The organism is Roseibium sp. (assembly GCF_965216085.1).
Taxonomy (GTDB): domain Bacteria; phylum Pseudomonadota; class Alphaproteobacteria; order Rhizobiales; family Stappiaceae; genus Roseibium.
In genome coordinates, this window is sequence record NZ_OZ244138.1 from 3,064,567 (window position 1) to 3,085,814 (window position 21,248).

Genomic DNA, 21,248 nt, shown 5'->3' on the forward strand with positions numbered 1-21,248 from the left:
CACAGTGTTCCCCCGCCCGCCTCTTGCCACGGGAAGCTGCTCAACTTCAACGTCTCAATCGGAAAACGACCGGGAAATTGCGTCCATGGCCAGCCAACCAAGAACAATGTTGTCCTTATCTGCACTCACTGGCAAAGAGGAGAATTTCACGATCACCGTCCTGGTGGTCGGATTAATCCAAATGTGCTGACCGTTTACGCCGACAGCAAAAAAGGACCCGTGATCATCTTTTGTAACGTACCATTGGTTCCGATAAAAACCGTTGGGCCAGGTTTCGGCGTAACTGGTCGGTTTCCAAGCAGAATTGTTTCCATTGAAACGGATGTCATCGATCCAACCGGATGAGACGATCTGCTGATCGTTGTAAAACCCGTCATCGAGGACCATCTGCGCAAAGCGGGCGAGATCTCTCAAAGTCAATACAAAGCCGCCATTTGCTGCGGCTGCCCCTTTGTAATCCACTGTGATCTGACCATCATGATCTGCGCCAAGTTTGGACCAGATCGTGTCACTGAAAAATTCCGCGAAGCGCTGACCCGAAGCCCGTTCTATTAACCAGCCAAGGACATCCGTATTGATGGACGCATAATGGAATTGCTGTCCGTGCGGCCTCGACGGATCTTTCTCGATCGTTGTGGCAAAGGCGTAGACCCCTTCTTTTGCAAGCGGAGCTGTTTCGCCGCGCCAAGCCGTGGTGGCTTCATGAGCTACCACTTCCGCATCGGGATCCGCATAATCCTCACTGAAGACAATGGAGGTCGTCATATCAAGAACCTGACGAACGGTAGTGCCCCCAAAACCCGGCGCGCCTGTCATTTCCGGAATATAGTCCGTGATCGCTGCCGTAGGGTCCAACCGGCCATCGTTGACAAGGATTCCTGCCATAGTCCCGGTAACAGATTTTGATACCGACATCAGAAGATGCCGTGTACCAGGCGTCATGCCATTGAAATACTTTTCAAAAATAACATCGCCATCCTGCAAAACGATAAACCCGTCTGTGTAGGTGCGGACAAGCATTTCTGCGACTGTCAGTGTCTCATTGTCATGACCTTTGAATTCCAGGCCGGACAGATCGTCAAATGCTGTTTCAAGCGGAACTGCCGGACCTGAACCGCGGCTGATATTCGCCACATGTAGAAACTCACTGATATGCTGAAACGCCCAGCGATTGTCCGGGCCTTTATCCCAGGCAGATATGTCGACAGTTCGCGAGGGCGGTGTACCCTTCATGATACCAAGTTCAGCCGCCGTTTTCGGACGGCCATCTACCATCGTATCTTGGGCGTCCGCTTGCGGGAGACCGATACAACAAACAGATGCGAGAATGAGAGCCCTTTTGAAGTTCCAAATCGGATGTATCATTGCCGCTGCTCCAGACTTCAAAACAAAATTCCTGTCCATTCAATTCGAAAAAAATGCAATTGGCCAGCTGGATTCGCATTGATTCCGCAACGTTATCTCTTTTTATCGTTCAAGGCTCCGTTTCGATTTCCATCTGATTTCATTTGCCGCTCAATACCAATCGATGCGGCGGCAGAGTGCAGGCTCAGCTTTCGCCCTCCGTCTGCCGGCAGGGGAAAAAAGACTAGTCTTTGCGAATGAAGTGAAGGTCCTTGAACTCTGACCGGAACTCCTTGACCTCTTGTGCGAGCGATCCGAGGTCGTTCGTGGTCAGCGCCCGGGCGATCAATCCGGCAAGTTTTTCTGAATGATCTTTGCTTACTCCCCAGCGGACCAGCTCCGGCGTGCCGATGCGAAGGCCGTTCATGTCCCCAGGCACAGGGTCAATCGGAAGACCGATACCGCAGGCCAGAAATCCGGCCTGGCGCAGCTTTTTGGACGCTGCCTGCCCGCCGCCAAATGGAGCAGCTTCAACCGCGAACTGATGCGATCCGGTAAAGCCCCTATCCGCCCCGAAGATCTTGAGCCCCCCCGCACTGAGGTCAGCCGCCAGCTGCTTGGAGAGGTCGATCATGGCTGCGGCGTAGGCCTCTCCAAAGGCTTGCCAATCGAGCATGGTGATCGCCAGCGCTGCAGATTTGGCGGCGTCAAAATTCGCCGTCAGGCCCGGAAAGGCGATGGCATCAAGTTTCTCGGCCAGATCTGCCTCATTCGTGACAATCAGGCCGCCCGGAGGCCCGCCCAGGCTTTTGTAGGTGCTCATGGTCATTAGATGCGCGCCATCAGTGAGCGGGTTTGGCCAGGCTTTGCCGGCAATGATGCCGCATTGATGGGCAGCATCGAACAGAACCTTCGCACCGTGGCCATCTGCAATCTCACGGATTTCGCGAACCGGATGAGGAAACAGATTGAGGCTGCCGCCAATGGTGATCAGTTTCGGCTTTACCGTTCGTGCGAGCTCCCGAAGGCCGTCAACGTCGACAGTGTAACCATCCGCGCTGACTGGCGCTTCGTGGATTTCAAGACCATAGAGACCGGCGCACCCCGCCTCATGGTGCGTCACGTGACCACCAATTGACGCTGGTGGGACAATAACTGCATCGCCCGGCCGGCAGGTCGCCATGAAGGCATAAAGATTGCCTAACGCGCCGGACCCGACCCGGATTTCAGCATATTTGGCTTGAAACACGTCGGCGCAGAGTTCTGCACAGATCACTTCGATTTCTTCGATCGCCTCCAGGCCCATTTCATATTTATCGCCGGGATAGCCAAGGGACGGGCGCGATCCCAATCCTGCGGCGAGCGCGGCCTCGGCCTTGGGGTTCATGACATTGGTGGCCGGATTGAGATTGAAACAGTCCCGCTCATGGATTTCGCGGTTTTGCACGATCAGATCGTCGATCCGGGCTGCAGTGTCCTCAAGACTTGCCTGCGCGGTTTTTGCAGCCAGTTCCTGAATGTAGAGTTCGCATGCCTCCGGTACCCAGTCTCGTTTTTCCAATGCGGTCATACTCAATCTCCTGAACGGTTTCTCGAAAGAAACCAGAGCTGCCTGGTGCCCGCAAACGAGTTTTGCTATTTTGTAGCCCTAGCTTTTCTATGCCTATGGAAACATTATGCCGGTAGCGCCACCCCGTCCTAAAATGCCGCCACTAAATGCGTTAAGAGCCTTTGAGGCCGCCGCCCGGCTCAACAGTTTTGCAGCGGCTGCGGACGAGCTGTGCGTGACACCAGCCGCTGTGGCGCAGCAAATCAAATCTCTGGAAGAGTGGACCGGAAAGAAGCTGTTCAAACGGCACGCCAAAGGGGTTCACCTCACTCCGCTCGGATCGGGCGTCCTGCCTGGTTTCATGGCCGCCTTCGACGCGATGGCCGCCTCCGTTCAAACCCTGAGAAGTCTCGCCAATCCGCAGGACATCCGGATCGCAGCGACGCCCAGCATTGCACAGCTCTGGATTTCACCGCGCCTGCCATCTTTACGCACAGCCTTGCCGCAAATGTCCGTCTCCATCACAGCGATGGAAGCGCCCCCGAACCTTGCCCGTGAACCATTTGATCTGGCGATCTTTTTCCGGCCCCAAGATAATATCGGGAGCGATATTATCGCAGCTCCAGATATCATCTTTCCTGTGTGTGCGCCTGAAATTGCAAAAGATCTGAAGGCGCCTGGCGATCTCATTGCGCAAACCCTTCTCTTCGACACTACCTGGAAATCCGATTGGGAAACCTGGCTGGACGAAGCAGCACCTGGCCAGAACCTTTTGAAAAGTGGTCCGGAATATTCGCTCTATTCCCTCGCCCTGGAAGAGTGCAAAAATGGGGCTGGCATTTTGATCGGCCATGAAACGCTTGTGCGCCCACTGTTGGAAAGTGGACAGCTCGTTGCACCGTTTAAAGCCAAAGTCGCTTTGCCGTCTGCCCTGACTATCCGGTCCTTGAAACCTTTGCAGGATGGAAGTCCACTGAAACAAGTCACCGATTTTCTGGTAGCCCTGACGTTGTGACCAAAACGAAAAGCGGCCGGAACAATCCCGCCGCCTTCGTGAGGTACTATTTTCGGTTTCGAACGAAAAATCAGGTCATTGCGGTAGGTGCATGGGCATTGACCAGGACCGCGATGATGACCAGTTCGACGATAATCGGTGGGACGACGGACTTATCGAATCCATCTGCAATCAGACCAACGACACGCCCGATGACAACCGCAGCCATCAGGAGGGCTACCGGAAGAAAGGCCTCGGTCCGACCGGTCGCCAGACCGAAGGCGATGAGGCCAAAGCTTGCCAGAAACAGACCGCCGGCGACCGAGCGGATTGTGCTCAATCCCGCAGTTCCGATCGGCTCAACGGAAAAGTTCTTGAGCATCTTCCCCGGAACAAACATGGATGTCATTCCAAGGCCGAACAGCATGATCGCGGCCAGAACGGTCATGATTTGAAGTGCGAATTCCATTTATAGTCTCCTAAATTTGAGTGATGTGCGTCCGTTAAACCAACTGGTGAACCGCCTGATTGGCGTTGTCCTGGAACTCTTCGTTGGCAAGTGCGGCAAACATCGGGAACTGATCGACGATCTTTCCGGTCGGCGAACCTTCCTTGCTGGCGTAAAAACCACCGCTTTTGAATTTCGGATTGGTCAGGACGTCGACATAGCGTTTGGCGCCGATCTCCACGCCGTGCATCATGCCGAAGAGTGGCATCAGGACACCGCCAATGTGCTTGAACATCAGCTTCTTGAGGAACGGCATGTCGTCAAACCCGTTGGTGCCGGTCGTGCCGCCCGGGCTGACGGTAACGAAGCGCAGATGCGGGTTTTTGCGCGCCATCGATGACATCCAGAGCGCCGCTGTCAGTTTAACGCTGGCGTAAGCGTCCATCGGATCGCTCTTTGCAGTGAATGTTCGGCCAACGGCAATGTTCAAGAACTCATTCACCGACGCGTCTTTGAGCTCCGGACGGGCAACGCCCATTTTCGGAATACCGCGGGCGGCTTCCGATCCGGCATAAAGCACGGTCGACGTGATCAGCTGCTGGTTCAACATTTCGTCGATCAGGACAACATGCCCTTGAACGTTGACCGCATAGATGTTCATGACACCCTGCGACGTCAGCGCGGTCGGGTGCCGTCCGCCGGTGCCACCTGCATTCAGGATCACCGCGTCGACCGGTGCTTTCATGTTGGAAACCGCCGCCCGCACAGATCCTGGATCCATCACATCGAGCAGAACAATTTCAAAAATATTGCGTCCGGTATCGGCAACCAACGCCGACAAAGCAGCTTCGGCTTTTTCTCGGCTGCGGCACCCTAGATAGATTTTTTCAATCGTACTGGTCAGCGCCAGCTGGCGGGCACACTCGCGGCCAAGGCCGACATTGGCCCCGGTAATCAGGACTGATTTGATGTTTTCCATTTCGAAAACTCCTTCCATTCGTTTCGTCTGACTGGAAGGTAAGGTGTTTGATTATTGCGCTGTAGATAGGTAAATTCAGACAAGGTGTTTCAATAATGAACCAGAGAAAATGGCCATGCCAACTCCGGAAAGCTATTCCCTCGATTGGGATGACCTGAAGTATTTTCTTGCCGTTGCCCGCAGCGGGACGCTCCGCGGCGGAGCAAATGCGCTGAAGGTCAACCATACGACCTTGTCACGGCACCTGGCCGTTCTGGAGGACCGTGTTGGCAGCCGCCTGTTCGACCGGTCGAAAGCCGGTTTGGCGCTGACGCAGCTGGGCGAAGACCTGATGCCCCATGCGGAGCGGATTGAAGAGGAAATGGCTGCCGCTTCCCGGGTTATCATCGGACGGGACACGCAGCCTAGCGGGACCATCCACATCAGCCTGCCGCATGGCCTTTCGATGACGTCCATTATGGATGATTTCACTGCTTTCGCCGACGCTTATCCCGATATTGATCTGAACCTGCAGTTCAGCAACCAGGTGGCCGATCTAACCCGCCGCGAGGCTGACATCAGCTTCCGAATTGCCAGTGAGGTCACCGACGATGTGGTCGGTCGCCGGCTCGTCGACATGTCCCAGGCCGCCTATTGTTCCAGAGACTACGCCAACAAGGTTCGCGACAATGAGGGCGAAGGGTTGGAATTCATCGGCTGGCATGAACCCTTGGGCGACACGACGGCACCGTGGATCCTAAAAAGCTGGTATCCAAGGGCCACATTGAGGCACCGGGTGTCTGAGCTCGTGCCGCTGATAACCCTCGCCGCCTCCGGCCTCGGCATGGCCTATCTGGCATGCAATCTTGGCGACCGCCATCCGGACCTGATCCGCGCACCCTTCCAGAAGCCGCTGCCCTACCGCGGCATCTGGCTGCTGCTCCATAGGGATCTGAAGAACACTGCGCGGGTCCGCCTGTTTGTAGATTTCCTGGCCGGGCGCATAACCTCCCGGCGCAATGAATTCTGGGTTTCGGGAACGGCGTCAATCTAAAGCGCAATCCGTCCGCGAAGGCCGAATATGGCCAGGTTCTCTTGGTCCGGATTGAGTGCCGGGTTGGCGATCAGCTGCAAGCTTGGCGTAATTGCAAGGTGCGGCGAAACTGTAAATCTGTAAAAGATCTCAGCTGTGTACTGATCCTCGTCAAAGGCATCCCCCGGATCGGACCAGTTCAGACCAAATCCGAAAAGGTCGGTTTCGCGCGTATAAAACCCAAGGCCCGCCGAAACTGTTTTCTTGTAAAGCGCTGCTTTTCCTTGAGAAAATCCCGCGCGCAGGAACGGCATCCAGCGATTGTCGAAGAACCAGGCCGCTGATCCGGAAATTCCCCAATCGTCCTTGCGTGATCCGTCGTCGGCGCCGTCGCTCTGCCAAACGGTCAAGTGGATGTTGTCGAAATAGATCCGATCTTGAGCGCTCATAAACCCGAGTTCAAAGCTCTTGAAGGTTTCCCCCTTCTTGAAGACATTTAGATTCGGCTGGGTGGGATCGCCATTTGCGTCCGCGATACTGGCGATCGCATAGATGTTTTGATGCAAACGGACACCGCCAGCAATTCCGAGGCCTTGGTTGGGCGCGTTGATCGTCGGATTGGTATTGAAAGCCAGGTTTTGAAAGGCCGTATATGGGCTGACGAGGCCATAGACATCAACGAAATCCGTTACATCGAGTTGGCCAGCCTGCAAAACCCAGGCCCCGCCTTCCGCCCGCTGTGTCCAAAAAAGATTTGTGAGAGCCAGCTGGATGTCGTTGAACGCGGTGCCGCTGATTGATTGGGCGCCGCTATCAAACCCAAAAAACTGCGGCGCGACAGAGGTGTAGGCTGTGCGGTGTTCCAGCTTGGCCGTCAATCCTCCGTTTTCGAACGCTTGCCAGGTTCCGTAAATCCGGGCCATCCCGCCTACCGCGTGGCCCTGACCGATATTTGAGTTCGACCACTGTCCTAAACTGAGATAGTCGATCTTGAAATCGATGTTTGCATTTGTTTTCAGCGTTTCCTTGAACGCAAACCACTGCGGCACCAAAGTTTCCGGGAACCGGGATCGGAATTGCGGATCGGTCAGTCCGTCGCCGTCAGAAAGATCCGATTGTACAGAGCTCGGTCCACCGAGACCTCCGCTGCCGTGATCCTGCGCCTGCGCCGACCCGAACACCAAGACAAGAAAGCCTACGCAGAGCCATCTTGTGAGCGCCGGATGTCTGCCGCCGACGTTCAAGGGCGGCTCGTTCCGGCTTGACGCCCTTGCCAATGTGGTCTCAAGGGCCACGGTTTAGTTTCATTCGCTGTTATGTTTGGGGATACCGTTACATCGATGCTGGCGACTTCGAGCCGGAATGTAGACGCCATGGAGACGGGTCCGTCAACAACACGAATGGTTCTCTGGCTAGGCGCGATTTCAAGTCTGCCGCTGACTTTGATCGGCTCATAAATGAACCGCGGATACCAGGCGTCTTCAAATACCAACCGAAGGAGTCGATTTGGCGGTGGCGGCGGCATGTGGCTGCACATGCCACGCACTTCGACCAAATAGGCGGTGGATCTGCCTTCGGCATCTTGTGGAGCTGGGATTACAAACCCAGAGAAGGTGACCTCCCTCCCGTCCAAATCCGGATTGCCAGCCGTCGCAGCCAGTTTTCTGCGCTCGGCGACAACCCACCGCTGCTTAATCAGCCAATCCGGATCACGACCGGACGTCTCCCAACTCTTGAGTAAATCAGTAAGCCGCATCTTCAGATCGCTGTGCGCGCTGCCCTGCGCAGTCTCGCTTTTCAAGCGGGCTCGTAGTTGAGCGATTTTGCGTAAACTGTCGACCTGATCGTATGTGAGATCCCGATAAGGATCTTCATACTCTTGCACTTTTGTGTCAGGCAGATCATTCCAAGAGACTTCAGATGCCCAAGCACCACCAGCCGGTGTCCAGAGACCGGCTGCTGCTCCGAGCAACACGCCAACAACAACGTTTCCTGCCATTTTTTTCATGACGACGATCCGTCCCGCAACACTCAGTATCAGTTCAGCGTGTTCTTGAAGATCTTTCCGTCCTTCATGATCAACCGGATGGTTTCCGGGCTTTCCGGACGCGGGTCAGCGCCAAACCATGTGTCACCTGTGCCGACAACAGAGAAATCTTCCAACGGGTTGCCATCCAAGATGAGAATATCCGCGTAGGCACCTTCCTCGATCACACCGAGCTTGCCCGCCGGATAGGGATTCATGAAATCGCCGGAAAGTTGGGCAATCTCACCTCCGATCGAGGTCAGCGTGACCATCGACTGGTAGGCGCCGAAGAATTCCCCATTCAAGTGCTTCTCATAGGCAACCTGGATGTTGCAGGCCTCGACCGAGCCAACGCAGTCCGTCTGAAACCCGCGCTTCACTGGACACTTCTTCATGTTCGGTATGTAATTCTCGAAGGTTGCCGATGCCGAAATGGCCTTGGCCAGGCTCGAGGGTTGGTTTTTGACGGCTGGAATATCGAGAAGGCCCGGGTCAAAGGCGGTCAGGTTCGTGGTGATATAAGCCCCCTTCTCCGTCATGATTTCAGCGATTTCGCAATCGAACGAAAAACCATGCTCGATTGTCTTCACACCGGCATGCAGCGCATTCAAAATCGCTTCCTTGCGGTAGGAATGCGCCATGACGTAACTGCCGTATTCATTGGCGACTTGAACCGCGGCCTCGATTTCTTCCTTCGAACCAGCGAGCAGCTGCCACGGGTCAAAAGCCGAAACGACGCCGCCGGACTGCATGAATTTCAGTTGGGTCGCCCCCATCCGGAAGTTGTTGCGCCCGTACCTGTAAACATCATCCACGCCACTGACTTCTTGCGACATGTTGAGACGGCTGAAGTTGGTCTCGATGCCTGGAGGGGCCGTAAAATTGGCGAAATCGGCGTGGCCACCACGGGTGCTTAAAAAGGCACCTGAAGGGTAGTAGCGCGGCCCTGGAATCTGGCCTGCATCAATCGCTCGCCGCAATCCACCGTTGGCGCCCCCGGCGTCACGCACGGTCGTGAAGCCTTGTTTGAGATACATCTCGGCCATCCGCGTGGCATGGATGCCAAAGTCCTCCCACGTCACACCTGATTCCATCGCGCTCAAACTGGGGCCCATAAGCATCAAGTGCGCATGGTTCTCGATAAAACCAGGCGTCAGCGTGCGGCCGCCACCGTCGATCACCACGGCATCCGGCGCCTCAATCACACCGGTCGACACTGTCTTGATCAAGTTGCCTTCTACCAGCACACTTGCGTTTTCGATCCGCTGCTCGTTCACACCGTCAAAGACATGCACATTGGTGAACAAGGTCTGGAGGGGCGCAGCTGGTTCTTGAGCATGTGCACCGCTCGATATCGCGAGCATTGCAGCAACGAAAACAAGATTCTTCAAGCGCATTTATGTCCCCCGTTTCAATCCAGCTGAGCATATCTTTTTTATTACGCCTCGATCTGGACAAACGGATCAGTTCCAACAGCACAGAAATATTGATCACCGGGAGGATAAAGAAGGAGTGCCTGAAACTACCAGTCTTCTTGGCTGTTCCCGGCACTCTTTTTTTCGCGATTAACCACAGCAACCGCCGCTGGCAGCAGCTTCGATTGTTGCGACCGGCTCATCTTCCGGCGCGCCGCGGCCGAGCCATGTGCGTTCGTTTAAGTAAAACCCGGAAAACTCCGGTCCAAAATCCGGGGACACGGAGCGGTCTGCAAGGCCGGTCTTAAGGACTGCTTTCTGCCAGGCTTTCACCTTGGGAAAGCCATCCAGCATGTCAAAGCCGCTGTGCTCTTCAACAAGGGCAGATCTGTGAAGCAAGGGCAACCAGGCGATATCGACATTGCCGATGGTTTTGCCGGAAAAGAATGGCCCCTCCCGGAGCTGGGCTTCCGCACGGGCATAGGCTTTTTTGAGCTTTTCATTCCGCGTTTCAAAGGTGTCGCGGGCAGCGCTCTGCATGGTGCTGCATTGAACCAGGTAGTGCTTGGAAGCTTGATAACTCCAGGCCCTGTTCAACGCCCGGTCTTCCGGTGTCAAACCGTCCTGCAGCGGCGGCGTGATGTCATCGATGTACTCAACAATCGCATCGCTCTCGAAAAGCGGCTGACCATTTTCAGTGATCAGCATCGGCACTTGGCCCGTCGGCGACAGGTCCAAAAACCACTGCGGTTTGTCCTTCAAACTGATGTAATCTATTTCATAAGGGATGTTCTTGGCTTCCAACAACCCGGTTACACGCTGCACGAACGGGCAGATTTTGAAGCTCACAAGTCTTATCATCTGTCTTTCCTGTTTTCATGGATCTACAGGTAAGACGGCGCAGCTCAGGAAAAGACGAAAAGAAGTTGCGCCCTGCTCAACATTTTTTGCAAGAACCGCCCTTCGGGCTGTAATCGGCAATGTTGCCATTCGCATCCAGTGACATCCGGCAGCAATCCTCAAACAGACCGCGAAGGGATGATCGCGCTGTTTGAACCCGGGACTTCAGAGTTGAATAGGCAAGACCGTGTTCAGCCGCATAGTCCTTTTGCGGCTGACCGTTCAGATCGATCGCAGTCAGAAGCTGGGAAGAATCCTCCGGCAAAGCGGAAATAAACGGCTGGATGCACCCTTCCAGATCCCGGCGCACAGTTTTCTCATCCGCGACATACCAAAGATCCTCCGCCACTAGATCTTTGTTCCGGCCTTCTCTGCGATAGTGATCGACGATGGCATTGTGGGCCGTTTGATAAAGCCAGGACTGAAGTTTGGTTTCGTCCTTGAGCGATTTGAGGCCGGCAAAGACCTTGATTGAAATCTCCTGCAGGAGATCGTCCACATCCGCAGGGTTTGGCACCCGGGAATGCAAGAAGGCCTTTAACTGCCCGCGGTATCCATTCCAAACATCTTCAAGGGTCATCATCGCTCTCCAGCCAAAAGGATTGGGGTTTGTCCCGACAAAGTTCAATCCCTTAGGACGGAATCCAGTGGCAAAGAGCCGATCTTACGTTTACGTAAAAATCATCTTGCTTGATGCATTTTTAATTCGTATATGAACTATAAATAGTCCATATCCGAACCAAACTGATGTCCAAAAAACTCCGCGTATTCTACCAACTGCAGGTCGCTTATACCGCGCTTTTCCGGGCCGCGGATCACCGTGCGCGCCAGAACACCGGTCTGACGATCACCCAGATCGCTGTTCTGTTTTTACTCAATGAAAAGGATGGCCAGCCGGTTTCCGAAATTGCTGCCCGGCTCTCCATGGGAAAATCGAGCCTGACTGGATTGATCGACCGGTTATGGGAAAAACACCTTGTTCGACGCAGCCCCTGCCCGAAAGACGGCCGGGTCACGCTGGTGTTTTTGGAAGACGCCGGCCGGGAGGCTGCAAAAGACGCGGGTCACCACACACGTCACTATAACGCTGCCTTGCTGGCCCCCTTCACCGATACGGAACAAGAGGTGATCGGGCGTTTCCTCAAACACATAGCTGAAAATGCAGACACCATCATCAACGGGCAAGACACCGAAATGTCCGGGACATCAAACGTTTAGGAGACTTTCGGGAATGCCTGACGTTCAAAGCAAACCCATTACTTTTTCAGCTTCCGACGGCTGGCCCTTGGCCGGAGACCTCTTCATTGGGCCTGCACCTCGGATCGCGGTCATGATTTCCGCAGGCACAGGCTTTCCCCGCAGGTTTTACCGCCATATGGCCTCTTATCTAGCCAACCAGGGCGCCATTGTCCTGACATATGATTACCGGGGCATCGGCGATTCCGTAAATGGGTCACTGAAAGGGTCTTCAATTGAACTGCCGGACTGGGGCCGCCACGACATGACCGCCGGGATCGAGACGCTGGAAAGAGCAGCGCCTGGCCTTCCAATCACCCATATTGGCCATAGTGTCGGCGGGCATTTTCTCGGCCTGATGCCAAACCACCACAAGATCGCCCGCAACGCTTTCCTGGCTGTAAGTTCGGGATATTTTGGCCACCACGCACTCCGCAACCGGCCGCTCGAACTGTTTTTCTGGTGGGGGCTTGGCTCTTACTCGCTGATGCGCCATGGCTACATCAAACCAGTGGGCGGCTGGCGCGGCGAAGCCCTGCCGCCACGCGTCTTCAAGACTTGGCGGAAATGGAGCCATCGCCAGAAATACTTCCTGCCAGATCTCGGTGCCGATATGGCGCCTCAGCATTATGAATCTGTCCGCTCACCAATCCGGTCTTGGGTGTTCAGCGATGACCCAATTGCAACTCCGAAAGCCAATGAAGTCTTGCTGGAAGCCTATCCGAATGCCCCGAAATCCCTGACTGTCACCTCCCCTCAAGACCTCAATGTCAAACGGATCGGCCACGAGGGCGCGTTCAAACCAGAGTGTGCACCTCTTTGGTCAGAAGTTTATGATTGGTTGTCTGAGGCGACAGTACCTGGTGAAGCACGGGCTCAACCAAACCTTCAAAAAACGCCAGCGACGGCCTGATCGGTTCGAATGGAATTTAAAACAAAAAAACCCGCCGGATCGCTCCGGCGGGTTTTTCGAATTTGAAAATCCAGAAGGATCCAGCGATTAACGCTTGGAGAACTGGAAGGAGCGGCGGGCTTTCGCGCGGCCGAACTTCTTACGTTCAACAACACGGCTGTCGCGGGTGATGAAGCCGTTCTTCTTCAGAACGCCGCGCAGCTCCGGCTCGTAGTGGGTCAGAGCCTTGGACAGGCCGTGGCGCACAGCACCCGCCTGGCCAGACAGACCACCACCGGAAACAGTTGCGACGATGTCGAACTGACCATCACGCTCGGTGATCATCAGCGGTTGTTTCAGGATCATCTGAAGAACCGGACGAGCGAAATACTCGGTGAAGTCCTTCTTGTTGACGATGATCTTGCCGGTGCCCGGCTTGACCCATACGCGGGCAATTGCGTCTTTACGCTTGCCGGTTGCGTAGGCACGGCCCTGTGCGTCCAGCTTCTGGACATGCACCGGAGCTTCAGGGGCTGCGGTTTCGACCGCGCCGCCCAGTTCTTCCAGGGATTGCAGCTCAGCCATTGTTAAGCCCTCTTGCCGTCATTCTTTGCGTTGAGGCCCTTCACGTCGACCAATTCTGGCGACTGAGCTTCATGCGGGTGGGTCGGACCAGCGTAAACCTTCAGGTTGGACAGCTGCTTGTTGGACAGCGGACCGCCCGGCATCATGCGCTGAACAGCTTTTTCCAGAACGCGCTCCGGAAAACGGCCTTCCATGATCGCACGTGCAGTGCGCTCTTTGATGCCGCCCGGATGGCCGGTGTGCCAGTAGTACTTTTTGTTGTCGTACTTGCGGCCGGTCAGGACCACTTTGTCGGCGTTGATGACGACGATGTTGTCACCGGTGTCGACATGCGGCGTGTAGGTCGGCAGGTGCTTGCCGCGCAGATGGTTGGCGATGTAGGCAGCCAAACGGCCGACAACCATGCCTTCTGCGTCGATCAAGATCCACTTTTTCTCGACCTCGGCCGGCTTGGCAGAGAAGGTCTTCATGAGTTCGATCCATGATTACTGGTTAAAGAAAAGGCCCGCGCGGCTCTACAAAAAGCTCAGCGAACGGACCTTCAATTCGTTCGTTGGCGCTTATACGCCTACACCCAGATGACGTCAAGAACCTTATTTCGCTGAGCGCTTATAATTACCTATATTTTTCAATAACTTAAAAAAACGGTATTATATTACCGTATATTTTGCAGTGACTCGCCCCCCCTTTCCGGTTTCACTATTAAAACCCAAAGGCACTTTCGGCCGCAGACAACCTGCAGACCCGGTGCAAACGCCAAGGACTTTACACAGCCTTAAGTCCTTCCGGTTTAGGTTTTGGCGGAGTCTTGTAAGGATTTCGGATGAATCTATGGCGCCTTTATGATCGCCACCGTTATACCGTCCTTGCCGCGGCGGCTGGCACGCTGGCGTTGATCGGTATCGTGTGGATCGCTCTCGACACATTGATCGACTGGCAGGTCCAGGAAGCGATCAAACGCAACGCGCAAGAACGCGCGCAGCACTGGTCCCGGAATTTCTTGGAAACGACCCCCTCTGCCGTCACCTTGATTCAGACTGGCGAAGGCGACATGGAGGACATCAACCGGCTGGAGGATTCCTTCGCGCTGGTCAACATCATCCGCTTTCAGCTTTTCGATCAAAATGGAAAACAGACTTTCCTGTCAAACGGAAGTCTGGAACGTTCATATTCCGCAGAGGGTAAACCCAATAAGAACGCCATGCAGGCGTTCAACACAGGGCAACCGGTCATCGAAGTCCACCACGATGACAATGACGAGCAACCAGATAGCGCGCGGACCGTACCGGAAACCTACATTGAGGCTTATGTCCCGGCCATCACATCTTCTGGCGAGAAGGTCGGGACCATTGAGCTTTACGTCGACGCCACTGCATTTGAGGAGGCCCTGGAAGAGACCTTTCAGGAAGTCAGCCTCTATCTTGTCCTTGGCACAGTTCTGATCGTGATGTTTCCGGTGGCCGCATTTGTCCGCCGTACACAGCAGCTGATGCACAACGACAAACGCATGCTGGAATTGACCCGCTACGATCAATTGACCGGCGTTTTAAACCGCAATTCCGTGACACAGCATTTGAAGGCGCTGTTCATCGACCCGGACAGAGCTGATGGAACCGGGGTCCTGTTTGTCGATGTCGATTATTTCAAACAAGTCAACGATCAATACGGCCACGCCTGCGGCGATGTTCTTTTAAAACACATCGCAGGTGTCTTGAAATCCTGCATTCGCTTGAAAGATGATGTGGTTGGCCGATATGGCGGCGATGAATTTGTCATCCTGTGCCGGAACATCACCAAGGACGAATTCCGCCTGCTCTATGACCGGGTGATGGAAAGCGCCAAAACACCCTGCACGCACGAGGGTAATACTTATACGCCGAGCCTGAGTGTCGGTGCATATCTCTCCCAGCGGGGAGACACGGAAAAAACAGCCCTCCATCGCGCTGATCTTGCCGTCTATGCCGCCAAACGTGGTGGCCGCAACAGGGTCGTTGAATATTCTTCGGATCTGGAAGGAACCTTCAAGGAAGACGGCGCTAAACAATCGGCATAGCGGCCCTTTTGAGTAATACCATAAGCTTGCTTCAGCGGGCCCTTTCCACCATCTAGAATTGTTTCGATTTTCGAATACACTCCTATTTTGCTTTCAGATTTTTTTTGGGGGAGCAAATCAAGGGAGGACGACATGCCTTGGCAACAAGATCTTCAAACAGCACACACCCAGATGACAGCTGTTCTCAGGGCATTGGAATCTGCCCGGAGTGAATTGGCTCAGACAACAGAGGCCTGCTCCAACGGCGGCGTTGCACCTGCCCTTAAAGACGATGTTGCGTCAGGCTGGCGAAAATGGACACAGGACGTCAATTCTTTTGTTCAAGGTAAAGTCGCAGAAGTTGGCTCTTCGACGGAGATGTCTACAACAATCCTTGCGACTTCCGTTCACTCCGATGCCGACCGGACAACCGTGTTTGCAGAGAGCACCGGTCTGCCACCCTTGCGCCAGGAATATAAAGTCGTTTCCGCCCCCACACGCACTCAAGCCTCGGCTGTTCAGGGCATGATGCAAGATGCCGTCAACCAGCTTGGTGTTGCCGGCCGCGCGGATGCAGGCGATATGCAGCAGGCAGTCGTGGAAGTTCTCACGTCAGAGAATACGTGGCCCTGCAGTTATGCCCGTGAAGTGGACAACATAGAGGGCGCAGCAAACAGGGCGGCCAAAGACGCGTTTTTTGGCGGTGAAAGAACGGCTTACAATTTCGCAAAATTAAAGATGTTAGAGCAACATGCTCAAGGTAAGCGGCCTGCTGGATTGCCGCCGGGAGGATCCGTTATCGTAAAGAGCATGTTCTGGGGGGTGTTCTTCCGGATCAACGGCACCAAAGTGATTTGTTCAACGACCTTGGATTAGAGCGCCGGGCGAAAACGTGGAAGCGCTTGACCCGTCTCATGTGTCTGCTGGCAAGGCGGGCCGCCCGCAGTGGTGCTGGCACCATAAGGATGGGCCAACGCACGTCAGCAGGCCAATGAGACGAGGCCCTTCGGGTGGCTTTTGGCGATCCACCGGCTGCGTTGCACCTCTTGCCCGATGCCCCGCATCGCGCTGCGTGCTGCGTGCTGCGTGCTGCGCCTAACCGGATAGACCTGCCAAAGCCATCAAACGGATCCACGTTTTCGCCCGGCGTTCTAATTGACCTACTTGCGCGGCGGGATTGAATAGGTCGCCGTGGCGTGTGCGACGAGTTCCTCTTGGCCTTCACCTGCAATAAAACAATCCACCACGGCCAAGCGCTTGCCGAGTTTCAAAAGCTGGCAGGTCGCCAAAAGATCGCCCGGTTCGGGCTTTCTCAGGAAATTAATGTTGAGGTTGGTGGTGACCGCCAGCGCCTCTGGGCCGATGTGCGCCAGAATGACGACGTAAGCCGCAAAATCCGCCATGGCCATCATGGTTGGGCCGGACACCGTGCCGCCCGGACGCAAATGCCGCTCATTGGCCGTCAAACGCAGGACCGCTTTGCCGGGCGCGACACTTTCAATGGTATAGACCTTGCCGTCGGCATGGATCTGCGGAAACACCTCGTCCAGCATGTCCATGATTTCATCGGCAGTCATGACCGGTTGCATCAAGGCCCTCCCAATTCATTCAAATTACGTTATTTATACCGCTTGGTATTACGTAAACGTCAAAAAAAACAAATTGCAAGAGGCCTTGTAAGCTAGAGTATCTATTCCGCTGGCTCGGTCTTTGCAGCCAACCTTTTTTCCACTTCCAATGTCCCCCGGTCCCACAACCAGGCAGCCAGAGCGCCCAGACCAATGCCGGTGCGCATTTCGAATTCCTCGAAGTGGAATCGCGAGGCGCGCAGACCTTTGAGCACCAGACCGGATTTCAGCGCCTTGCGCATGGCAACCGGACCACAGAAGAACACATGGGCCTGCGAAACATCGCCGCCGAGATCAGAAACGATCCGGTCAGCGGTCAACCGGATACCTTCCGTCGAGTTGACGATGATGACCTCCAACATCTCGACGTCTTCAGCTAGCCGCTCCAGCTCGACCGCATAGGGAATGTCGTCCCGCTCGCGAACGCAATAGTAGAGTTTAACCGGGCCGGTCTCCGTTGTTTTCAAGCTTTCGGCAAAGGCCAGGAACGGCGTGATGCCAACGCCTGCCCCAATCCAGACCTGCGGATCCCGGCCTTTGGGCATTCTGAAGTGCCCAAAGGGGCCGGAAACCGTTGCTTCCATACCCGGCTGAACTTTCCGTTGAAGGCAGTCTGTATAGTCGCCGAGGTCCTTGATCGAGAACCGCAAGGTTCGATCGTTCGACGGAGCGCCGCTCAAGGTGAAAGGATGCTCTTCTCCCAATCCGCCCCCATCAATCGACAGAAACGCAAACTGCCCAGCCTTGTGTTTCATGCCGCGCCCTTTGGGCAGAAGAACAAGTTCCGTCAGGCCACCGACACGGCGCACCAAATCCACCTCGTATTTGTGGCCGCGCGGCGCCATCGGCCGAAGCAATGACATCCAGACATAGGACAGAATTCCCAAGACGCAGAAAGCAGAGATATAGAGCCCAAGTGGGTCGACGTTGGAAAACGGCTTTTCAATAAAGAAATAGTGGAACGCACCAAGGAAAAAGAAGACCCCGATGATCCGGTGGCTCCACTTCCACAGATGATAGGGGATGAAAGTGATGACAGACGCCAGGATCAGGATCATCAGTCCGTAGAGGCTGATTTCACCAATGTCTTCGGCAATCCCGGCGAGTGGCCCACCCCGCAGCCCGTTCATTTCTGCATCAATAATGTCATGCAGGCCCATGGCAACGAGCGCCGCAATACCAAGCCATTTGTGCAGGACATAAATCCGGTCGAGCGGGCCAAAGACAGTCTCAAGCCCCGGTGCCCGAGTTGCCATAAACTGATTGATCCCCATCAGGATCAGCGCGGCGGAACCAAGATATTGGCTAAAAAGAGCGATCACATCCCGGTTCGCCCCAAGCGGAATGTACCAATAGATCGGAACGAGGGTGGCAAGGACAATCAGGATTAAGCCGATAGGGCGCATAAGGTTTTCCGTCTTCTTGGCTTTTGGCTTGGCAGGACGTAGGGTATTTCGGGCGTTGCGGTAGACTGTTTTCGGGGACTCGGCAACCCGCAAACGCCCGAAGCGAGCAAATACCAACTGCCGGACGCCTGAAATAAACAAATGGCATACAGCGGCCACACAGATCTCAGTCGTTTTCAATGAGTGATTGCTAAAGGTCTCGTCGGGATCCGTCCTGTCCGGATACGTAATTTGGCGCCGGTCAGGCGGCTAGTTCATTGACGCGATCACTTTGTTGATATCCATAAGCGCCTGATCATCCAACCAGCCCTTGTAGTACTGGAGATACTCGGGCGGGTGCCCCGCTTGGGTGATGAGTTGATTGATCCCGGCAACGACGCTGCGCCCAACAGGTCCATCCGAACACGCAAAGTACCCTGGAATGACGGCCGCATCTCCTTCTGCGCGAAAAGACAGAAAATCGTTGCTCAAACCTAATTTCCGAAAATAGAAATTCGCTTCAAACGCGTAACCGGCAACCCAATCAATCCGCTCTCTTTCAAGCATCTTGAACATCTGAATGGTGTCAGTGACTTCGGTAAAATGCGGTTGTTCAGCTAGCCGCTGAACTGCGGCGTCAATTTGTGGTGAATATGACCGCCCCCGAACGACCACACCGTTCAGGGTTTTGTCGGCCGCCAGTGTTTCCAGATCAACAGTCTCATTTTCTGTCAGGTGGCGATCAAACCGGCTTCTGTTTTTCGAAAGAAAGATGATCCGGTTCGCCTGGACCCAATAAACCTGGTCTGAGAAGACCATAACTTTCTCGCGATCCGGAGTTTTGAACATCGCTGCGTCGCAAACACCATCTCTGGTTTCCATCAACGAAACCATCCGGCTGATCGAAATGTCCAAATGCTGGTGATCGAACTCCTGAAGACGGTCAGTGAAATACTTCCGGGTCAAATCTCCATAACCCTGACCGGCATTTTCACCGATCGTAATGGTCACCGGCGGAAAGTCCATTTTCGCCCATGTGACAACATCGCCGGAGTGCGCAACTTTTGAAATAGACAACAATGCGAGTAGGATTAGTAATTGAACGAATCGATACATCATATCTATTTTCAATTGCTGCCAAGCTTAGAGAAGAACATACGGTGATTTGACCAAATCATCAAAATGGAAAAATTGCGTATACTGTACTGTACTTATACTCGGCATTCATAAGGAAATCTCATGAGCAAAACCGGATCTTGCCTGTGCGGCGCCGTCACGTTTGAAGCCGACGCTCTTCCATCGCTCCAGGCCTGCCATTGCCGGACCTGCCGTAAATGGAGCGGCGGCCCGTTTATGGCAGTGCCATGCAAATCGGCCGATTTCAAAGGTGAAGTAAGGCGGTTTTCGGTTTCCAAACGTGCCGACCGCGGCTTCTGCCCGACCTGTGGCACCCACCTCTTCTTCTATTCCAAACCGGGCGACATGTACGGCGTGCCGGCGGGTCTCTTTGATGAAGACCCAGAATCTATGCTGCGGGCGGAGTACTTCATCGACGAAAAACCGGGAAATTATTGTTTTTCCGAAGACACCAAGAAGCTGACCGGCGCCGAATTTCACGCAAAATTCGGCTGACCGGACCTTTCAAACTCAGCCTCTGCGGCGTCCTCGCCGTCGGCCGGAGCCTGCACCCTCACCTTCGGCTTCACGCGCTGCATCGGCTTCCTTGTTCGGCGGCGAAACCAGCGGACCGATTTCGGCTATCACCTGATCGAGTGTCGGGCGGACGCCCTTCTTGTAAGTATCCAGTGCGACCCGCATCGCTTTCAAGTGATCTGGAGATGTGCCGCAGCAACCGCCGATGATGCGCGCGCCGGCATCCAGCGCCATGCGGGCATAGTCGGCCATCAGTTCCGGCGTGCCGGTGTAAACCACTTCATCGCCCTTGATCTGCGGAATACCGCAGTTGCCTTTGGCAACAACAATCGCGTCCGGATAGGCCTCGGTGATCTCCATGATTGCCGCCAGCAGATCGGACGCCCCGACACCGCAGTTGGAACCGATGGCAACCGGTGTACAGGCAAATTGGCTTTGCAATTCCCCCAAGCCTTTTGGCGCCAGGCCCATCATGGTTTTTCCGGCGGTGTCAAAACTTGCGGTGATCACCAGCGGCAGAACAAAGTGCTTGGCCGCTTCCGCCGCCGCCTTCATTTCTTCCACTGCCGACATGGTTTCGGCCCAAAGAACATCGACGCCGCCTTCAACAAGGCCCTCGATCTGTTCTTTGAAGGCTTCCACGCCCTCTTCATAAGAAAGTGCACCGAGCGGTTGGAACAATTCGCCGGTCGGCCCAATGGAGCCGCCAATCAGAACTTCCCGGCCAGAGTCTGCAATGACCTCTTTGGCGAGGTTGACGGCAGCGATGTTGAGTTCCTTCACCCGGTCTTGCGCGTTGTGCAGCTTCAAGCGGTGCCGGTTGCAGCCAAAGGTGTTGGTTAGGATGATGTCGGAGCCGGCGTCCACAAAGGACCGGTAAAGAGATTTGATCTTTTCCGGCTCGTCCGTGTTCCAAAGCTCCGGCGCGTCGCCGGAAACCAGGCCCATGTCAAACAGGTTTGTGCCCGTTGCCCCATCTGCCAGCAAAGCCCCTTTGCGGGCCAGAAGATCTTCAAACTTCGACATCGCTTTGTCTTTCCAAACCGTCCTAAGGCCGCGCGGCCAATCTCAAGACCCTGCAATAGCAGACCCCGCGCGGATGTCCACGCGGGGTTTTATCGTTTTCTGTTCATCCATCGTCATTACCGGGCTTGTCCCGGTAATCCACTC

At 54.8% G+C, this 21,248-nt stretch carries 22 protein-coding genes; 7 read left to right on the forward strand and 15 right to left on the reverse strand.

Annotated features, from left to right (window positions below; all coding sequences use genetic code 11):
- Positions 1 to 54 precede the first annotated feature (54 nt).
- Positions 55 to 1,365: a serine hydrolase domain-containing protein gene (locus ACOOFE_RS14425; RefSeq protein ID WP_420410697.1), complete on the reverse strand. Its 1,311-nt coding sequence runs from the start codon at positions 1,363 to 1,365 to the stop codon at positions 55 to 57.
- Between the two features lie 223 nt (positions 1,366 to 1,588).
- Positions 1,589 to 2,914, reverse strand: a complete 1,326-nt coding sequence (gene glyA, locus ACOOFE_RS14430; protein ID WP_420410698.1) for a serine hydroxymethyltransferase — start codon at positions 2,912 to 2,914, stop codon at positions 1,589 to 1,591.
- A 106-nt stretch (positions 2,915 to 3,020) separates the two neighbouring features.
- On the opposite strand from glyA, the gene ACOOFE_RS14435 reads away from it, so the two are divergent.
- Positions 3,021 to 3,908, forward strand: a complete 888-nt coding sequence (locus tag ACOOFE_RS14435) for a LysR family transcriptional regulator (protein ID WP_420410699.1) — start codon at positions 3,021 to 3,023, stop codon at positions 3,906 to 3,908.
- A 70-nt stretch (positions 3,909 to 3,978) separates the two neighbouring features.
- Here ACOOFE_RS14435 and ACOOFE_RS14440 read toward each other — a convergent pair whose 3' ends face one another.
- Both ACOOFE_RS14440 and ACOOFE_RS14445 read right to left on the reverse strand, forming a co-directional pair.
- Positions 3,979 to 4,356 carry a DUF4345 family protein gene (locus ACOOFE_RS14440; protein ID WP_420410700.1) on the reverse strand — a complete coding sequence of 126 codons (378 nt, stop codon included), beginning with the start codon at positions 4,354 to 4,356 and terminating at the stop codon, positions 3,979 to 3,981.
- Positions 4,357 to 4,390: 34 nt separating this feature from the next.
- Positions 4,391 to 5,314: an SDR family NAD(P)-dependent oxidoreductase gene (locus ACOOFE_RS14445; protein ID WP_420410701.1), complete on the reverse strand. Its 924-nt coding sequence runs from the start codon at positions 5,312 to 5,314 to the stop codon at positions 4,391 to 4,393.
- Between the two features lie 115 nt (positions 5,315 to 5,429).
- On the opposite strand from ACOOFE_RS14445, the gene ACOOFE_RS14450 reads away from it, so the two are divergent.
- Positions 5,430 to 6,347, forward strand: a complete 918-nt coding sequence (locus tag ACOOFE_RS14450) for a LysR family transcriptional regulator (protein ID WP_420410702.1) — start codon at positions 5,430 to 5,432, stop codon at positions 6,345 to 6,347.
- On the opposite strand, the gene ACOOFE_RS14455 is transcribed toward ACOOFE_RS14450, so the two are convergent.
- The 5 genes from ACOOFE_RS14455 to sigZ form a co-directional block, all read right to left on the reverse strand.
- Positions 6,344 to 7,621, reverse strand: a complete 1,278-nt coding sequence (locus ACOOFE_RS14455) for a carbohydrate porin (protein ID WP_420410703.1) — start codon at positions 7,619 to 7,621, stop codon at positions 6,344 to 6,346. The two genes, ACOOFE_RS14450 and ACOOFE_RS14455, sit on opposite strands and share 4 nt — an antisense overlap.
- Positions 7,567 to 8,334 (reverse strand): DUF3299 domain-containing protein, encoded by a 768-nt coding sequence (locus ACOOFE_RS14460; RefSeq protein WP_420410704.1) that lies wholly within the window; start codon positions 8,332 to 8,334, stop codon positions 7,567 to 7,569. Before ACOOFE_RS14460 ends, ACOOFE_RS14455 begins: the two co-directional genes overlap by 55 nt.
- A 29-nt stretch (positions 8,335 to 8,363) precedes the next feature.
- A complete protein-coding gene (locus ACOOFE_RS14465; protein ID WP_420410705.1) occupies positions 8,364 to 9,749 on the reverse strand; it encodes an amidohydrolase family protein in 1,386 nt (461 codons plus the stop codon).
- A gap of 168 nt (positions 9,750 to 9,917) precedes the next feature.
- Positions 9,918 to 10,628 (reverse strand): glutathione S-transferase family protein, encoded by a 711-nt coding sequence (locus ACOOFE_RS14470; protein ID WP_420410706.1) that lies wholly within the window; start codon positions 10,626 to 10,628, stop codon positions 9,918 to 9,920.
- Positions 10,629 to 10,704: 76 nt separating this feature from the next.
- On the reverse strand, positions 10,705 to 11,247 hold the full coding sequence (sigZ, locus tag ACOOFE_RS14475; protein WP_420410707.1) for an RNA polymerase sigma factor SigZ: 543 nt from the start codon (positions 11,245 to 11,247) through the stop codon (positions 10,705 to 10,707).
- A 167-nt stretch (positions 11,248 to 11,414) separates the two neighbouring features.
- Between sigZ and ACOOFE_RS14480 the strand changes: the two genes are divergently transcribed.
- Positions 11,415 to 11,885: a MarR family winged helix-turn-helix transcriptional regulator gene (locus ACOOFE_RS14480; protein WP_420410708.1), complete on the forward strand. Its 471-nt coding sequence runs from the start codon at positions 11,415 to 11,417 to the stop codon at positions 11,883 to 11,885.
- A gap of 13 nt (positions 11,886 to 11,898) precedes the next feature.
- A complete protein-coding gene (locus tag ACOOFE_RS14485; protein ID WP_420410709.1) occupies positions 11,899 to 12,816 on the forward strand; it encodes a serine aminopeptidase domain-containing protein in 918 nt (305 codons plus the stop codon).
- An 87-nt stretch (positions 12,817 to 12,903) separates the two neighbouring features.
- On the opposite strand, the gene rpsI is transcribed toward ACOOFE_RS14485, so the two are convergent.
- A complete protein-coding gene (gene rpsI, locus ACOOFE_RS14490; RefSeq protein WP_420410710.1) occupies positions 12,904 to 13,380 on the reverse strand; it encodes a 30S ribosomal protein S9 in 477 nt (158 codons plus the stop codon).
- A 2-nt stretch (positions 13,381 to 13,382) separates the two neighbouring features.
- The gene (rplM, locus tag ACOOFE_RS14495; RefSeq protein WP_141186980.1) at positions 13,383 to 13,850 is read right to left on the reverse strand and encodes a 50S ribosomal protein L13; all 468 of its coding nucleotides are present in this window, start codon (positions 13,848 to 13,850) and stop codon (positions 13,383 to 13,385) included.
- Positions 13,851 to 14,203: 353 nt separating this feature from the next.
- Here rplM and ACOOFE_RS14500 point away from each other — a divergent pair, with 353 nt between their 5' ends.
- Together ACOOFE_RS14500 and ACOOFE_RS14505 are read left to right on the forward strand one after the other, a co-directional pair.
- Positions 14,204 to 15,433 carry a GGDEF domain-containing protein gene (locus tag ACOOFE_RS14500; protein WP_420410711.1) on the forward strand — a complete coding sequence of 410 codons (1,230 nt, stop codon included), beginning with the start codon at positions 14,204 to 14,206 and terminating at the stop codon, positions 15,431 to 15,433.
- A gap of 132 nt (positions 15,434 to 15,565) precedes the next feature.
- Positions 15,566 to 16,288 (forward strand): hypothetical protein, encoded by a 723-nt coding sequence (locus tag ACOOFE_RS14505; RefSeq protein WP_420410712.1) that lies wholly within the window; start codon positions 15,566 to 15,568, stop codon positions 16,286 to 16,288.
- 284 nt (positions 16,289 to 16,572) lie between these two features.
- On the opposite strand, the gene ACOOFE_RS14510 is transcribed toward ACOOFE_RS14505, so the two are convergent.
- The 3 genes from ACOOFE_RS14510 to ACOOFE_RS14520 form a co-directional block, all read right to left on the reverse strand.
- A complete protein-coding gene (locus tag ACOOFE_RS14510; RefSeq protein WP_420410713.1) occupies positions 16,573 to 17,001 on the reverse strand; it encodes a PaaI family thioesterase in 429 nt (142 codons plus the stop codon).
- A 101-nt stretch (positions 17,002 to 17,102) separates the two neighbouring features.
- Entirely contained in the window at positions 17,103 to 18,446 is a 1,344-nt protein-coding gene (locus tag ACOOFE_RS14515) for a ferric reductase-like transmembrane domain-containing protein (protein ID WP_420410714.1), read from the reverse strand.
- Between the two features lie 249 nt (positions 18,447 to 18,695).
- Positions 18,696 to 19,544: a TIGR02285 family protein gene (locus ACOOFE_RS14520; protein WP_420410715.1), complete on the reverse strand. Its 849-nt coding sequence runs from the start codon at positions 19,542 to 19,544 to the stop codon at positions 18,696 to 18,698.
- A 120-nt stretch (positions 19,545 to 19,664) separates the two neighbouring features.
- On the opposite strand from ACOOFE_RS14520, the gene ACOOFE_RS14525 reads away from it, so the two are divergent.
- A complete protein-coding gene (locus tag ACOOFE_RS14525; protein ID WP_420410716.1) occupies positions 19,665 to 20,057 on the forward strand; it encodes a GFA family protein in 393 nt (130 codons plus the stop codon).
- A 15-nt stretch (positions 20,058 to 20,072) separates the two neighbouring features.
- On the opposite strand, the gene bmt is transcribed toward ACOOFE_RS14525, so the two are convergent.
- The gene (gene bmt / locus ACOOFE_RS14530; RefSeq protein ID WP_420410717.1) at positions 20,073 to 21,104 is read right to left on the reverse strand and encodes a betaine--homocysteine S-methyltransferase; all 1,032 of its coding nucleotides are present in this window, start codon (positions 21,102 to 21,104) and stop codon (positions 20,073 to 20,075) included.
- Positions 21,105 to 21,248: the final 144 nt, after the last annotated feature.